This window comes from Modestobacter sp. VKM Ac-2979, assembly GCF_026967995.1.
GTDB lineage: Bacteria > Actinomycetota > Actinomycetes > Mycobacteriales > Geodermatophilaceae > Modestobacter.
Genome location: NZ_JAPVBO010000001.1, coordinates 614680 through 629612, shown reverse-complemented (window position 1 = coordinate 629612; position 14933 = coordinate 614680). Strand labels below are relative to the sequence as shown.

The following is a 14933-nucleotide window of genomic DNA, read 5'->3' as shown; positions in this document are numbered from 1 at the left end:
GTCACCTCCTCCAGGTCAGCCGCTGCGCAGCGAGGTCATCGCGTCGAGCGCGGAGTCCAGGAGCCCGTCCAGCGCCGGCGGCAGCAGCGGGAAGGTCAGCCCCAGCAGGGTCAGGGTGATCATGATCTTGAGCGGGAACCCGAAGGCGAAGATGTTCAGCGCCGGCGCGGCCTTGGACAGCAGGGCGAGCGCGACGTCGGCCAGCAGCAGCACCGCCACCAACGGCCCGGCGATCTGCAGCGCGGCCAGGAACATCATCGAGAAGGCGGTGATCAGGACCGAGCCCAGCTGGTCGGTGGGCAGCGAGCCGCCCACCGGCAGCCCCTCGTAGGAGGTGACGAAACCCCGCACCAGCAGCAGGTGGCCGTTGCTGGTGAACAGCAGGGTGATGGCGAGCAGGTAGTGCAGCCGGCCGATCACGCCCTGCGTGGTCAGCGACATCGGGTCGTAGGCCGGCTGCAGGGAGAACCCGCCGGTCACGTCGATCAGGTCACCGGCCAGCTGGACGGCGCTGAACAGCAGCTGGACGACGAAGCCCAGCGCGGCGCCGATGACCGCCTCGGTGACCGCAGTCCCGATGAGGAAGCCGGCGGTGACCTCCGGGATGGTGCCGGAGATGTGCGGGAACGTGACCAGGGCGATGCAGAGGGCGAGTGCGCCCTTGACCACCCGCGGGATGCCGTTGGAGTTGAACGGCGGGGCCAGGGCGATGAACCCGGCAGCCCGCGTGCTGGCCAGCAGCAGCGCCGCGAGGGTCGCGGAGGGGACCTCGAGGTCCACTGCGGCCTCAGGTCCTGCCGAGCAGCCGCGGCAGCGACTCGAACAGCTGATCGGTGAAGGAGACCAGCTCCGAGAGCACCCAGTTGCCGGTCACCAGCAGCGCGATCGCCACCGCGATCATCTTCGGCACGAAGGACAGCGTCGGTTCCTGGATCTGGGTGGCCGCCTGGAACAGCGAGATCATGAAGCCGACCAGCAGCGCGGTCAGCAGGATCGGGGCGGACACCTTCGCCGCCACGATCATCGTCTGGGTGGCGATCTCGGTGACGTCGGCGTCGCTCATCCGTAGGACCCCACCAGCGCCGTGGTCACCAGCGCCCAGCCGTCGACGATCACGAAGAGCATCAGCTTGAAGGGCAGCGACACGATCGTCGGCGGCACCATCATCATGCCCATCGCCATCAGCGCGGCGCTGACCAGCATGTCCAGCACCAGGAACGGGATGAAGACGACCAGGCCGATGATGAAGGCGCTCTTCAGCTCTGAGAGCACGAACGCCGGGACCAGGGTCAGCATGCTCACCGATGCCGCGTCCGCCGGCGCCTCCTCACCGGAGAGCCCGACCATCAGCTTGAGCTCGTCGTCCCGGGTGTTGGCGAGCAGGAAGTCCTTCAGCGGCTCGACCCCGGTGTCGTAGGCGGCCGAGGCGTTCATGGTGCCGTCCAGGTAGGGCTGGACGGCGAGCTCGTTGATCTCGCTGAACACCGGGCCCATCACGAAGATGGTCAGGAACAGCGCGATCCCGGTGAGCACCTGGTTCGGCGGTGAGGTGGGCAGGCCCAGTGCGTTGCGGGTCAGCGCCAGCACCACGAGGATCTTGGTGAACGAGGTCACCAGCAGCAGGGCCGACGGCGCGATCGACAGCACGGTGATCGCCAGGATCAGCGTCACCGCGGTGCTCGGGCTGTCCCCGCCGATGGAGATGTCCAGGCCGCCGTCGTCCAGGACCGGGGCGACCGGCTCGGACGGCGGGACCGGCGCGGTGGGGGCGGCCGAGGCGGGGCCGGCCAGCAGGAGCATCAGGACGACCGTGCCCAGCAGCAGCAACGGCAGCAGCCAGGCCGCGCGGCGGCGGGCGGGGCCGGACGTCGGCGGCGGCGCCGACAGCCGGACGGGGACGGCGGTCATCAGCGGCGCACCGTCCGCTCACGCAGCTCGTGCACGACCGACGTCCACGTGCCGCGGTCGAGCACCGAGCCGGCCAGGGCACCGTTGCCCGCCCGCGGCACCGGGACCCGGGCGGCAGGCAGCTCGGTGGTCTCGCCGTTGGCACCGACCGCAGGGCGGGCCTGGGCGGCGAGGGCGGCCTGCAGTTCCTCGTCCTCGACCTCGGCCAGCAGGGTGACGTGCTCCTCGGTCGAACCGACCACCAGCACCCGGCCGGCGACGCGCAGCACCGAGACGCTGCTGGCCCGGCCCATCCGCTGGCGGGCGACGACCTCGATGACGCCGGTGGGGCCACCGAGCCCGCGCTTCTTCGCGACCTTGCTGGCGAAGAGCAGGACCGCGGCGACGAACACCAGCGACAGGACCAGGCGGACGATCATCCAGCTCATGCGGGCGGAGTCCCGTACTCGCCGGCCTCGGTCACGATCTCGCTGATCCGCAGGCCGAAGTCCTCGTCGACGACGACGATCTCGCCGCGGGCGATCAGGGTGCCGTTGACCAGCAGGTCCGCCGGCGCACCGGCGGCGCGGTCGAGCTCGATGACCTCGCCGGGGTGGAGGGAGAGCAGCTCGGACACGGTCATCCGGGTCCGGCCGATCTCGACGGTGACCTCCATGGCCACGTTGCGCAGCAGGTCCAGGCTGCCGCGCCGCTCCCGCGGACGGGGCAGGGTGACCTGCAGGGCCAGCGTGGCGGCGATCTCCGTGCCGTTGATCAGCGGGACGGCGAGGAAGACGCCCTTGTCCCGCAGCCCGTCCAGCGCCGCGACGACGTCCTCGACCCGTTCGGCCGCCACCCGGACCCGGCCGAGGGCGCCGGCGGCGGCCTCGAGCGCGGGGCGCAGGGCGGTGGCGACGTCCATCGGCCCGACCGGGGAGTTGGTCAGCGCGCTGACGATCTCCTCGGAGAGCACCAGCACGATGTCGCCGCTGACCTCGCCGCCCAGTGCGGCGGTGACGGCCGCGCCGGGGGTCGGGGGGAGCGGGACCGACTCGGGGTCGGCCACCGTCTCCCCGGCCCGGAGGACGAGCTCGGCGGGCATGGCGGCTGCTGCGGCCTGGGCCGCGGCAGCGACGGCTGCAGCGATGGTGTCGGAGTCCGACGAGCGGTCGGTGCCGAAGGCGGTGGTCATGCGGGGTCCTTTCCGCCGGTCGAGGTGTCGGGGACGATCTCGGCCGCCAGGCGGCGCCGGTGGTTGCTGGGGAGGGCGTGGGCGAAGGTCACGTCGTTGGTGGTGACCTGGAGCGGGCTGTCCTGGGCGTGGCGGAGCAGCAGCACGTCGCCGACGGCCAGGGACAACAGGTCACCGGAGGGGACGTCCAGCGGGTTGAACCGCACGCTCACATCGACGGGGACGTCGTTGATCCGCTCGGTGATCGCCTCGAGCGCCCGCTGCCGCTTGTGCTTCGCGACGTCCGACAGCTGCGGGGAGGCGGCGTTGTTCAGCGGGCCGGCGAAGGAGGCGAAGGGCAGCACGAGGGTGACCTCGGGCTCCCGGGCGCCGATCCGCATGCTGTAGGTCGCGACCATGACGGTCTCGGAACCGGAGGCGGCCTGGGCGAGCTGCGGGTTGTACTCGACGCTGTCCAGCGCGGGCGTCAGCGCGGTGACCGGGGCGAACGCCTGGCCGAGCTCGTCGAGCAGCCGGGCCAGGAGGTGGCCGGTGATGGCGCTCTCCATGCCCGTCATCGGCCGGTTCGGCTGGTCGCCGGCACCGGAGCCGCCGAGCATGTGGTCGACCATCGCCATCGCGGAGTCCAGCGGCCAGGCGAGCACGCCCTTGCCGGCCAGCGGCTCGAGGGTGAACGTCGCCACGAAGTACGACGACGGCAGGGTGGCGATGTAGTCGTCGTAGGAGAACTGCTCGATGCCGGTCAGCTCGACCCGGACGCCGGTGCGGAGCAGGGAGGTCAGGGTCGTCGTCGCCTGACGGGCGAAGGACTCCTGGGTGATCTGCAGGATCCGGACGTGCTCACGGGAGAGCTTCGTGGGACGACGGAAGTCGTAGGTGCGCGGTTCCCGGCGTCGGGCGCGCGCCTGCCCCTCGGGGAGTCGGGGGGCGGCGGCGCTCGGGGCGTCGGCCACGGTGTCGGACAGGCTCACGCATGTCCTCATCGGCGGGGGGCGCGGTGACCCTGACCGCCGGACACCAGCCGGCGCCGAGGAGCTGGGCGCCGGCTGGTGCAGGTGTTCCCCGGTGGGGACGGTGGGGGAGGAGCGGCTGGTGCGGTTGCTGGAGCGGCCCCCTCGCAGGGCCCCGGCACGAGCCTGCGAGTGCTGGGGGGCGAGGGGGTCCTTCCACTACTGGGTGACGTACTCCGTGTACCAGAGCTCGTAGACGTCGCCGTGGTACGCCTCGACGACCGCCGCCTCGAACGCGGCCTTCATCGCCTCCCGGTTGGTCTGCACGTCGGACAGGGCAGCTCCGGAGAACTGGGAGATGGCGATGTCCATCGCCTTCGAACCGTCCGGGGTGGCGCCACCGCCGTGCCCGCCGCCACCGGCGTGTTCGTCGTAGGCGAGGGAGAACTGCAGCGTGAAGCCGAGCTTCAGGTAGCTCCCGCCGGCCAGGTTGATGGCCACCGACTCCACCGGGAGGACGACGCTGCCGGCCTCCGGCGCGGGCTCGGCAACCGCCTCGCCGCTGCCGCTGAAGACGAAGAAGTACGCGGCGGCGCCGATCGCCAGGACGGCGACCAGCCCCATGATCAGCAACTTCTTCTTGCCGCCGCCCTTGGCGCCGTCGGCGTCCTCGGGCTCTTCCTGCTTCTTCTTGCTCATTCCTGGCTCCCCTCGGAGGTCGTGCCGTTGGCCTGGGTGGTCTGCGTGGTCTGGGTGGCCGCCTCGATGCCGGGCAGCAGTGCGTTGGCCTCGGGGGAGGCGGTGGACAGGAGGACGACGTCCACCCGTCGGTTCACGGTCACGTAGGACGGGTCGGTGTCGGGCACGAGCGGCCGGGTGTCGCTGTAGCCGACCGCCGACATCCGGTCCTGCCCGACGTCGTTGGCGTCGACCAGGTGCCGCAGCACGGTGGTGGCCCGGACGGCGGAGAGCTCCCAGTTCGACGGCCACGGGCCGCCGCGGGTGACCGGCAGTGAGTTCGCGTGGCCCTCGACCCGGACCAGGTTGGGCAGGTCCCGGATCGCCGGGCCCATGGCGTTGAGCACGGTGACCCCCTGTGGCAGGAGGGCCGCGGACTCCGGGGCGAAGAGCACCGGGTCGGAGACCACGCGCACCACCAGCCCCCGCTCGTCGATGATGAACTGGGCGGCTCCGGACTGGCCGGCTTCGGCCAGCGCCGCGGCGATCGCTGCCCGCGCCGCCGCGAGCTGGTCGTAGGCCGACTCCGCCTCGGCGGCGACGGCCCGCGCCTTCGCCTCGGCGGCGGCCACCGCCGCTGCCTGCTCCGCCTCGGTCTGCGCGGTGCCGTCGATGGCGGCCTCCTGGGCCACCTGGACCGGCTTGAGCGGGCTGTCGTTCTCGATCGGCGCGGCGATGGCGGCGCCGTCGTTGAGGATGGTGACCGGGGCGCCGGCGCCGTCCCGCGCGCCGTTGGCGAAGGCGGTGAACTTGGCCAGGTCGATCGAGCTCATCGCGTAGAGCACCACGAAGAGCACGAACAGCAGCGTCATCATGTCGAAGCCGGACACCAGCCACCGTTCGTGGTTCTCGTGTTCCTCGTGCTCCTCGTGCTTCTTGGCGCGACGGCCACCGTGGCCGCCGTGCCCGCCGCCCTTGCTCATGCCGCCTCGCGCTGCTGCTCACTGGGCGGCACCAGCGAGGTCAGCTTGGCGCGCACGGTCCGCGGGCTGGTGCCCGCCTGGATCTCGGCGATGCCCTCGACGAGCAGCTCCATCTGCGCGGCCTGCAGCGCGCTGACCCGCAGGATCTTCGCGCCCATCGGCAGGAACCAGAAGTTGGCCGCCATGACGCCCCACAGCGTGGCGATGAAGGCCGCGGAGACCATCGGACCCAGCAGCTCGGGGTTGCTGAGGTTGCCCATGACGTTCATCAGGCCGACGATGCAGCCGAGGATCCCGATGGTCGGCGCGTAGCCGCCCATGTTGTTCATGAACTTGGCGGCGACCTTGTCCTCGGTCTTCTTCGCCGAGATCTCGCCCTCGAGGATGCTGCGCAGGTCCTCCGGGTCGGTGCCGTCGATGCTCATCTGCAGACCGCGCTTGAGGAACGGGTCGTCGATGTCCTTGACCTGGGCCTCGAGGGCGAGCAGGCCCTCCTTGCGGGCCTTCTCGGCCAGGCTGACCAGGACCTGGATCTGCTCGGTGGCCGGCGGCACCTTGGCCGGCAGCACGGCCATCTTGAACCAGTTGGGCATCTTCTTCAGGTCGTCCATCGTCTGGCTGGCCAGCGCCGCGCCGAAGGTCGCGATGACGACCAGGATGATCGCCGGGAGGAAGATCAGCGACGTCGGGTCGGCGCCCTCCAGGATCATGAAGAAGACCAGGGCGATGATGGAGACGACGAACCCGATCAGGGTGGCGGGGTCCATGGCTCAGCGCTCTTCTCGGCTCGGGAACGGCAGGACCGAGGAGTCCTCGGTGCCCTTCGCGTGGTGTGCGGTCGGCATCCGGTACTCGCCGCGGTCCATCTGGAAGGCGACCGCCTGGATGCTGGCCCGGTAGTCGCGGACCGCGCGGACCACCTCGTCGACGGTCTCGGTGACGACGTACTTGGTGTCGTCGCGGAGCGTGATGACGGTGTCGGGGTGGCCCTCCACGCGCTGGATGAGCTCGACGTTGAGCACGAAGTGCTCGCCGTTGAGGCGCGTCAGACGGATCACGGACTGCTCCAGGGGTCGGGTTGTGGCGGTGTCGCCACGAACGGGCCTCATCGCGCCGCAGTCAGGTCATCGGCGTGTCGAGGGCGGTGCTTGAGCTGAACGGCCCGGTCCCCCCGACGGGGTGACCGGGCCATCCGCGCAGGTGAGCGCCTCACCCACCACCAAGATGGCCACCTTGGTGGTGGGAGGGATCAGCGCTTGAGCTGGACCAGGTCCTGGAGGATCTCGTCGGAGGTGGTGATCACGCGGCTGTTGGCCTGGAAGCCGCGCTGGGCCACGATCAGGCCGGTGAACTCCTCGGCCAGGTCCACGTTGGACATCTCCAGCGCGCCGGCCGACAGGCTGCCGCGGCCACCGGTGCCGGCCTGCCCGACCAGCGGGTTGCCGGAGTTGTCGCCGGCCCGGAACGAGCTGTTGCCGGCCTTCTCCAGGCCACCCGGGTTGGTGAAGGTGGCCAGCGCGAGCTGCCCGATGTTCTGCCGCAGCCCGTTGGAGTAGATGCCGACGATCGTGCCGTCGTTGGCCAGCGAGTAGCCCTCCAGCACGCCCATGGCCGAGCCGCTCTGGGCCGTCGTCTTGGCCGCGGCGTCGCTCTTGCCACCGAACTGGGTGATGGCGGACAGGTCGATGTCCACGTCCTGCGTCCAGGCGGCGACGCCGGCGGCCGAGGTGGGCAGCTCGAACGTGGCCGGGTTCGGCGTCGCGAGGGTCCCGGCCTGGCGGGGCTGGCCGTTCGCGTCCAGGTAGGTGTTGCTGCCGTCGGCGAACTGCAGCGTGACGCTGCCCAGCGCGGTGCCGGTCGAGGTGGCCGTCGCGGTGGAGGTGTCGGTGAAGGTCACGTTCCAGCTGTTGGCCGGGGTGGCGTTGCGGGTCATCTCGACGTTGACCGGGTGGGCGTTGCCCAGGTCGTCGTACATGTTGACCTGGCTGGTCACGGGGGTCTCGCCGGCGACCACGGTGGCCGATAGGTTGCCGGCCAGCGCAGCGCCGGTGGTGGCGACCGGGGCGAGCACCTGACCGGTGGGGATCCGCAGGTCCTGGATCGGGCCGTTGGGGTCGACGACCCCGAGCGCGTTGGCCATCCAGCCCTGCAGCTTCGCCCCGTCGGGGGTGACCAGGTTGCCGACGCCGTCGGTGTCGAAGGAGCCGGCCCGGGTGTAGAGCTGCTCGTTGCCGACCTTGGTCACGAAGAAGCCGTCGCCGCTGATCATGAAGTCGCTGGCCCGGCCGGTGTTCTGGGTCGAGCCCTGGCCGAAGTTCGTGGTGATGCCGGCGACCTTCACGCCGAGGCCGACCTGCGCCGGGTTGGTGCCGGCGACGTCGCCGTTGGGTGCCGCGCCGTTGCGCAGCACCTGGCTCAGCGTGTCCTCGAAGACGGTCTGACTGGCCTTGAAACCGACGGTGTTGACGTTGGCGATGTTGTTGCCGGCGACGTCGAGCTTGGTCTGGTGGGCGCGCAGGCCGGAGATGGCCGAGAACATGGAACGAAGCACGGTGGAGCTCCTCGCGATCGGTGATCGGTGTGGGGGGAGGGCGGGGGCGCCGGGGTCAGCCGGCGGGCTTCGCCGGGGTGGTTGCGGGGGTGTCGACCTCGGGGACGGTGATCTCGGTGATCCGGCCCAGCGGCACGGCCTTGTCGCCGACCACCGCCCGCGGCTCGACGCCGCCGGTCACGATCACCGAGGAGACGGCACCGGTGACGGTGCTGCCGTCGTCGGCGGTGTAGGCGACGTGCTTGCCGACGAGCGCGCCGGCGCTCAGCGAGCGCTGCAGGGTGAGCAGCTCGGCGTTCTGCTTGGCGATCTCCTCGAGCTTCTCCACCTGGGTGAAGGTCGCGGTCTGCGCCATGAACTCGCTGCTGCTGGTCGGGTTGCTGGGGTCCTGGAAGCGCATCTGGGCGACCAGCAGCTTGAGGAAGGTGTCCTTGCCCATCTGGTCGGAGCGCGCGGTCGAGGTGGACGCGGTGGTGGTCGGCGTACCGACGGTCCCGGTGATCGGGGTGGTCATCGCACGGTCTCCAGATCAGACACGGACGTCCACGCCGGCTGACGTGGACTGGTCGGCGGCTCGCGCGGCACTGCCGGGGCCGAGGTGGTCGGCGGTCTGACCGCCGCGGCGGGAGCCGCCCTGCTGGTCCGGCTGACCGGACCGGCCCTGCTGGTCGGCCCGGGCGTCGAAGAGCTCCTGCGCGGTCCGCGCGCCGGAGCCGGCGTTGCCGCTGCCCGCACCGACCTCGACCCGGCCGGTGGCCAGGCCGGCGCCGTCGAGCTCGCGGCGCAGGTCGGGCAGGGCATCGAGCAGTGCCTGCCGGCCGGCCTCGTGGGCCCCGTGCAGGGTCACCTCCAGGACGCCGCGGGTGACGGTGACCTGGACGGACACCGGCCCCAGGTCGTCCGGGGTGAGCACCACCGTCATCGTCTGGCTGCCGTCCGGGGCGTTGTGCAGGACGGCGAGCTGGCGGCCGAGCTGGGCGGCGACGGGGGTCTCTGCGGGAGCCGGCACCGGTGCGCCGGTGCCGGCGACCGGCGTGGCGGTGGCCGGCATCGGGCCGGGGACGGTGAAGACGGCGTCGGTCTCGGCGGCCGACGGGGTGACCCCGGTGGTCGCCGCGGTCGCGGTGGACTCGTCCCCGGTGGTCCCCGACCCGGTGTCGGCGGTGTCGGCGGCACCGCCGGCGGTGGGCAGCGGCACCGGCGCCCCGACGCCGTCGGTCGAGGTCGCCGGGCCGGCCCCGGGCGCGGACCCGGCGGTGGGACCAGCCGCGGCCGAGGTGCCGAGCGGGTCGACGACGACGGTGAGCCCGGCGGCCTCGGCCAGCGCAGCGGCGGCAGCTGCGGCCGGCCCGGCCGTGGCCGGGGGAACGGGCGAGGTGGACACGTCGGGCGCGGTGGCCGGCGGCACGACCGCGGACACGGGGACGCCCGGCAGGGGGCCGCCCGGGAGGGGGACCGAGCCGTCGACGGCCTGCCCGGTGCCGGTCACGACGCCGATCAGGCCGGCCGCGGCGGACGCCGTCCCGAGGCCCGCGGTCGGCTCGGCGGTCAGGGGGGCGGCGGCGGCCAGCAACGCCCACAGCCCGGGCTGCAACGGCACCGGCGGAGCGGCGGCGACGGTGTCGCTGCTGGCGTCGGTGGCCTCCGCCGCAGCGTCGGCCGCCGGTGCGTCGACGTCGGCGGCCGGCGCCTCGGACGGCCGGTCGGGGCGGTCGACGGCCGGGCGGTCGGGCCGGTCGACGGTCGGGCGGTCGGGCGACCGGACGGCGGACCGGTCCGAGGCGCGCTCGGCCGCGCGGTCGGCGGCCCGCTGGGACGACCGGGACGGTGCGCGCTCGCTGCCGAGCGCGTCGTCGAGGGCGCTGGCGAACGCCGGTGCCCGGTCGCTGCCGGAGGACCGGCCGGTGGAGCCGTGGGTGGCGGCACCGGAGCGGGCCGGGGCCGAGATCACCGGCAGGGTGGTCGTGCTGGTCATGCGTAGGCCTCCGCGGCTCTGGTGACCTTCTGGACGTAGGACTGCGTCTCGGCGTAGGGCGGGATGCCGCCGTGGCGCTGCACCGTGCCCGGGCCGGCGTTGTAGGCGGCGAGCGCCAGCTCGGTGGAGCCGAACTGCTTGGTCAGCTGGCTCAGGTAGCGGGCGGCGCCGTCGATCGAGGACGCCGGGTCGGTGGCGTTCACGCCGAGCCCCTTGGCGGTGGCGGGCATGAACTGCATCAGCCCGGTGGCGCCCGCGGACGACACGGCGGAGCTGTTGAAACCGGACTCGGTCTTGGCGACCGCGGCCAGGAGGGCGGGGGAGACCCCGTGCCGGGCGCCGGCCTGGGTGAACAGGTCGGCGTACGGCACCCCGGCGAGGCCGCCGCCGGCAGCTGCCGTGACCGGCGAGGTGGTCGTGCTCTCCGGCAGCACCCGGCGGATGAGGGTCGGCTTGCCGACGTCCTGCACCTTGACCACGTCGCCCTCCTGCGGGGCGGCGATCATCTTGCCGCCGCCGATGTAGAGCCCGACGTGGTCGATGCCCGGCCGGGAGGGCGTGTTGTCGAAGAACACCAGGTCGCCGGGCTGGGCCTCGGCCAGGGAGGCGACCGGCCGGCCGGCGGTGGCCTGCTGGGACGACGTGCGCGGGATGCTGATGCCGAGGTCGGCATAGACGCGCTGGGTGAAGCCCGAGCAGTCCAGGCCGGTCGCCGGGTCGGTGCCGCCCCACTTGTAGGGGACGCCGAGGTACTTGGTGGCCGCGCCGACCACCTCGGCACCGGTGCCGGTCGCTGCGGTGGTCGCCGCGGTGGCGCTCGTGGGGCTGCTGCCGGTGAGGCCGGCGGCGGAGGCCGCGCTGGTCCAGGCGGCGTTCTGGGTCACCGGGGGCGCGAAACGCGCCTGGATCTGCCCGATCCGGCTGTGCACCGCGGTCAGTCCGTCCACGTCGTCTCCTCCTCCCTGCTCGTCCTGGTGCTGTGCTGGCGGGTGACCAGGTCGTCGACCACCCGTTCCTCGGCGGCGTCGGCCGCTGCCTGCAGGGCCGCCACGTGCCGCTCGCGCAGCCGTTCGAGTCCCTTGGTGCGCTGTGCGGCGGCGGTCCACCGGGCGCGGACCAGTTCCGCCTGCTCGGCGCGTGCGACGGCCACTGACCGTGCAGCAGACACATCGGCAGCCGCGGCGGCCGATGCGACCATCGCGGCGATGAAGGCCGCGCCGGTCGGGTGCCCGGGCAGCGCGCGCTGGGTCAGTGCGGCGACGTCGCGCTCGACGCGCTCGGCCGCCTCGGTCGCCTCGCGGGCGGCCTGGGCCGAGGCGAGTGCGGCGGCCCGCTCCTCGGTCCGGCGCAGCTTCAGCACCGGTTCCAGCCGGAAGGCCGGCTGCTTCACCGCGGGTCGCTCACGCCGTGGTGGCGATCGCGTGCAGTCGGGCGAACGCCTCGGGGGCCGAGGTCGGGTCGTCCACGGCCTGCCGCAGGAAGGCGTCGATCTGCGGCACCAGCCGGCGGGCCCGGTCGACGAGCGGGTCGGAACCGCTCTGGTAGGCGCCGATCTCGATCAGCTCCCGCACGTCGCGCAGCGCCGCCATCATCCGGCGGACCTCCCGGGCGTCGGTCATCTGCGGCGACGGGACGATCGTGGTGGCGACCCGGGAGATCGACTCCAGCACGTCGATGGCCGGGAAGTGCCCGGCGGTGGCGAGCTTGCGGGTGAGCACGACGTGCCCGTCGAGGATCGACCGGGCGGTGTCGGCGATCGGCTCGTTGTGGTCGTCACCCTCCACCAGCACGGTGTAGAGGCCGGTGATCGAGCCGGTGGTGGACGTGCCCGCCTTCTCCAGCAGCTTCGGCATCATCGCGAAGACGCTCGGCGGGTACCCGCGGGTGGCCGGTGGCTCGCCGGCGGAGAGCCCGACCTCCCGCTGCGCCATCGCCGTGCGGGTGATCGAGTCCATCATCAGCAGCACGTCGCGGCCCTGGTCGCGGAAGCCCTCGGCGATCCGGGTGGCGACGAACGCCGCCTTCAACCGCACCAGCGGTGGCTCGTCGGAGGTGGCGACGACGACGACGGTGTTCGCCATCCCCTCCGGGCCGAGGTCCTCCTCGAGGAACTCCCGGACCTCGCGGCCGCGCTCACCGATCAGCCCGATCACGCGTACGTCGGCGTCGGTGCCCCGGGTGATCTGGCTCATCAGCGTCGACTTGCCGACGCCGGACCCGGCGAAGATGCCCAGCCGCTGGCCGCGGCCGACCGGGACGAGGGTGTCCAGTGCCCGGACGCCGGTGGCGAGCTGCCGGCTCACCCGCGCCCGGGTCAGCGCGTTGGGCGTCTGGCTGGTGAGGTCGACGTACCGGATTGCGTTGCCCAGTGGCGGGCCGCCGTCCATCGGCCGGCCGAGCCCGTCGAGCACCCGGCCGAGCAGTGCCTCGCCCACCGGAACCTGCAGGGGCATGCCGGTGGCCCGCACCCGGGCGCCGGAGCGGACACCGGAGAGGTCGCCCAGCGGCATGCAGGTGAGCCGGTCCCGCTGCACGGCGACCACCTCGGCCAGCAGCGGCTGGGGGCCGGTGCGGACCTCGACCAGGTCGCCGACGGCGGCCGAGACGCCCTCGACGCTGAGGGTGAGCCCCATCGCGCCGGTGACGATGCCGGTCAGCTGGGGACGGGCGGCAGCGCGCGCCCGGTCGATCAAGTCGTTGCTGTCCAGGGCGTCGACGGCGGTCCTCACGAGCGGAGCACCTCGCGGACGCGGTCCAGCGCCGCACTCAGCTGGGCGTCGACCCGCTGGGTGCCGGCCTCGGCCACCGCGCCGGCCCGCTCGACGGCGTCGTCACCGCGGACGGTGACCGACGCGGGCAGCTGGGCCAGCGCCTCGGCCGGGACCTCGGCGAGGTCGTCGGGGTGCAGCCGGACGACGACCGGCACGTCGTCGGGGCACAGGGTCATGGCCCGGCGCAACGCGTCCAGGCCGGGCTCGGCGGCCACGGCCAGTTCTCGGCCGAACAGGTCGCCGACCAGGATGACGACGGCGTCCAGGATGCTGTCCCGCAGCTCGTCGACCACCGGGGCGGCGGTGCCGTCCAGGCGCTCGACGGCGGCGCCCATGGCCGCGGTGGCCGAGGCCAGCCGACGCTCCCAGCGGGCCTGCACCTCGGCGAGCCGCTCCTCGGCGGCCTGCTCGGCCGCGCGGACGACCTGCTCGGCGGCGAGCACGCCCTCGGCGTGGCCGGCCGCCCAGCCCTCCCGGCGGGCCTCCGCCCGCAGTCGGGCCAGCTGCTCGGCGTAGACCTCGCCCAGCCGGAGCCCGACCCGGGTGGTGGCGGCCTGGTCGCTGTGCGCCGCCGTCGGGTGCGCCGTCCCGGGGTCGACCGAAGCGGCGGGGGGGACGACGGAGGGCGCCCGGGGCGCCCGAGGTGGGGGGACCGGTGCAGCCGGGGCTGGTGCAACGGCGTCCTGCGCGGCGGGGCGCACCGCCGACGGCCGTCCCCACACCGGCGCACCCTGGGGCACGCGCTGGTAGGGGACGGCGCCGGCCGCCGGCGCCCCGCGCAGCAGCAACGTCTCCCGTCCGCTGCCGTCAGGCGACGAAGTCATCCTCACCGCCCCGCGAGATGGTCAGTGCGCCCTGCTCCTCGAGGGTGCGGATGACCGCCACGATCTTGGCCTGGGCCTCCTCGACCGTCCGGGTGCGGACCGGGCCGAGCAGCTCGATCTCCTCGAGCAGGTTCTCCCCGGCACGCTCGGAGAGGTTGCGGACCACCTTGTCCCGGACGTCCTGCTTGACGCCCTTGAGCGCGGTGGCCAGGTCGTTGGCCTCGACGTCGCGCAGCACCAGCTGCAGCGACCGGTCGTCGATGGTGACGATGTCTTCAAAGACGAACATCTGCGAGCGGATCCGCTCGGCCAGCTCCGGGTCGCTGTTCTCCAGCCACTCCAGGATCGAGCGCTCGGTGGGCCGCGAGGAGCGGTTGATGATCTCCACCAGCGTCTCCACGCCACCGACCGTGGCCATGTCCTGGTAGGCCAGCAGCGACCCCATCCGGCGGCCGAGCTCCTCCTCGACCATCCGGACCATCTCCGGGGCGGTGCGGTCCATCAGCGCGATGCGGTAGGCGACGTCGGCCTGCTGGTCCGGCGGGAAGCCCGAGAGCACCTCGGCCGACTGCGGTGCGGGCAGGTGCGCCAGCACCAGGGCGACCACCTGCGGGTGCTCGTCCTTGAGGAAGGTGACCAGCTGCCGGACGTCGCTGTTGCGCAGCGAGGCGAAGGGCAGCTCGGTGTAGACGACGTTGAGCCGGGAGAGGATGCCGTCGGCCTTCTCCTCGCCCAGCCCGGCGGCGAGCACCTCGCGGGCGAACTCGATGCCGCCGGTGCCGACGAAGCGGCGGGCCTGCATGAGGGTGTGGAACTCCCCGAGCACGTCGTCGACGTCGGTGCCACTGACCCGCTGCAGGCCCATGAGCTCGCCGGTCAGCTTCTCGACCTCGGAGGGGCGCATCTGGGCGAGCACGGCCCCGGCCTCCTCCTTGGTCAGCTGGGCCAGGAACACCGCGGCCTTGCGCAGCCCCGGCAGCTCCTTGCGGGGCTTGGCGAGCTGGGCGGGCGACGTCGTCGCCGGTACCCCGACGAGCTGTTCGACGCTGGCGATGCTCACTGCTCAGCTCCCTTCGCGATGCTCACGGCAGTCCTCTTGTCCCTGGACGCCACCGGCGTCCA

Annotated in this window: 18 protein-coding genes; all 18 read right to left on the bottom strand. The window is 72.9% G+C overall.

Annotated elements, in window-relative coordinates; genetic code table 11:
• Positions 1-15: 15 nt before the first annotated feature.
• Positions 16-780 (bottom strand): flagellar biosynthetic protein FliR, encoded by a 765-nt coding sequence (gene fliR / locus O2W15_RS03145; protein ID WP_269159997.1) that lies wholly within the window; start codon positions 778-780, stop codon positions 16-18.
• Between the two features lie 7 nt (positions 781-787).
• The gene (gene fliQ / locus O2W15_RS03140; protein ID WP_036336255.1) at positions 788-1063 is read right to left on the bottom strand and encodes a flagellar biosynthesis protein FliQ; all 276 of its coding nucleotides are present in this window, start codon (positions 1061-1063) and stop codon (positions 788-790) included.
• Positions 1060-1908 (bottom strand): flagellar type III secretion system pore protein FliP, encoded by an 849-nt coding sequence (fliP, locus tag O2W15_RS03135; RefSeq protein ID WP_269178330.1) that lies wholly within the window; start codon positions 1906-1908, stop codon positions 1060-1062. Before fliP ends, fliQ begins: the two co-directional genes overlap by 4 nt.
• Positions 1908-2336 (bottom strand): FliO/MopB family protein, encoded by a 429-nt coding sequence (locus O2W15_RS03130; RefSeq protein ID WP_269161643.1) that lies wholly within the window; start codon positions 2334-2336, stop codon positions 1908-1910. Before O2W15_RS03130 ends, fliP begins: the two co-directional genes overlap by 1 nt.
• A complete protein-coding gene (gene fliN / locus O2W15_RS03125) occupies positions 2333-3079 on the bottom strand; it encodes a flagellar motor switch protein FliN (RefSeq protein WP_269161644.1) in 747 nt (248 codons plus the stop codon). The genes O2W15_RS03130 and fliN overlap by 4 nt, the downstream gene beginning before the upstream one ends.
• Entirely contained in the window at positions 3076-4050 is a 975-nt protein-coding gene (locus tag O2W15_RS03120) for a flagellar motor switch protein FliM (RefSeq protein WP_269161645.1), read from the bottom strand. The genes fliN and O2W15_RS03120 overlap by 4 nt, the downstream gene beginning before the upstream one ends.
• Positions 4051-4248: 198 nt before the next feature.
• Positions 4249-4728 carry a flagellar basal body-associated FliL family protein gene (locus tag O2W15_RS03115; protein WP_269178329.1) on the bottom strand — a complete coding sequence of 160 codons (480 nt, stop codon included), beginning with the start codon at positions 4726-4728 and terminating at the stop codon, positions 4249-4251.
• Positions 4725-5690, bottom strand: coding sequence for a flagellar motor protein MotB (locus O2W15_RS03110; protein ID WP_269161647.1), 966 nt, complete (start codon positions 5688-5690; stop codon positions 4725-4727). The genes O2W15_RS03115 and O2W15_RS03110 overlap by 4 nt, the downstream gene beginning before the upstream one ends.
• On the bottom strand, positions 5687-6457 hold the full coding sequence (locus O2W15_RS03105; RefSeq protein ID WP_269161648.1) for a motility protein A: 771 nt from the start codon (positions 6455-6457) through the stop codon (positions 5687-5689). Before O2W15_RS03105 ends, O2W15_RS03110 begins: the two co-directional genes overlap by 4 nt.
• 3 nt (positions 6458-6460) lie before the next feature.
• Positions 6461-6748 (bottom strand): flagellar FlbD family protein, encoded by a 288-nt coding sequence (locus tag O2W15_RS03100; RefSeq protein WP_269161649.1) that lies wholly within the window; start codon positions 6746-6748, stop codon positions 6461-6463.
• Positions 6749-6939: 191 nt separating this feature from the next.
• Complete coding sequence (locus tag O2W15_RS03095) at positions 6940-8241, bottom strand: flagellar hook protein FlgE (protein WP_269161650.1); 1302 nt, start codon at positions 8239-8241, stop codon at positions 6940-6942.
• A gap of 55 nt (positions 8242-8296) precedes the next feature.
• Positions 8297-8755: a flagellar hook assembly protein FlgD gene (locus tag O2W15_RS03090; protein ID WP_269161651.1), complete on the bottom strand. Its 459-nt coding sequence runs from the start codon at positions 8753-8755 to the stop codon at positions 8297-8299.
• A gap of 15 nt (positions 8756-8770) precedes the next feature.
• Positions 8771-10216, bottom strand: coding sequence for a flagellar hook-length control protein FliK (locus tag O2W15_RS03085; RefSeq protein WP_269178328.1), 1446 nt, complete (start codon positions 10214-10216; stop codon positions 8771-8773).
• On the bottom strand, positions 10213-11163 hold the full coding sequence (locus O2W15_RS03080) for a transglycosylase SLT domain-containing protein (protein ID WP_269178327.1): 951 nt from the start codon (positions 11161-11163) through the stop codon (positions 10213-10215). The genes O2W15_RS03085 and O2W15_RS03080 overlap by 4 nt, the downstream gene beginning before the upstream one ends.
• Positions 11151-11606 carry a flagellar export protein FliJ gene (locus O2W15_RS03075; RefSeq protein ID WP_269161654.1) on the bottom strand — a complete coding sequence of 152 codons (456 nt, stop codon included), beginning with the start codon at positions 11604-11606 and terminating at the stop codon, positions 11151-11153. The genes O2W15_RS03080 and O2W15_RS03075 overlap by 13 nt, the downstream gene beginning before the upstream one ends.
• Before the next feature lie 10 nt (positions 11607-11616).
• Positions 11617-12945: a FliI/YscN family ATPase gene (locus tag O2W15_RS03070; RefSeq protein WP_269178326.1), complete on the bottom strand. Its 1329-nt coding sequence runs from the start codon at positions 12943-12945 to the stop codon at positions 11617-11619.
• The gene (locus O2W15_RS03065) at positions 12942-13811 is read right to left on the bottom strand and encodes a FliH/SctL family protein (RefSeq protein WP_269178325.1); all 870 of its coding nucleotides are present in this window, start codon (positions 13809-13811) and stop codon (positions 12942-12944) included. Before O2W15_RS03065 ends, O2W15_RS03070 begins: the two co-directional genes overlap by 4 nt.
• Positions 13795-14871: a flagellar motor switch protein FliG gene (gene fliG / locus O2W15_RS03060; protein WP_269161657.1), complete on the bottom strand. Its 1077-nt coding sequence runs from the start codon at positions 14869-14871 to the stop codon at positions 13795-13797. The genes O2W15_RS03065 and fliG overlap by 17 nt, the downstream gene beginning before the upstream one ends.
• Positions 14872-14933: the final 62 nt, after the last annotated feature.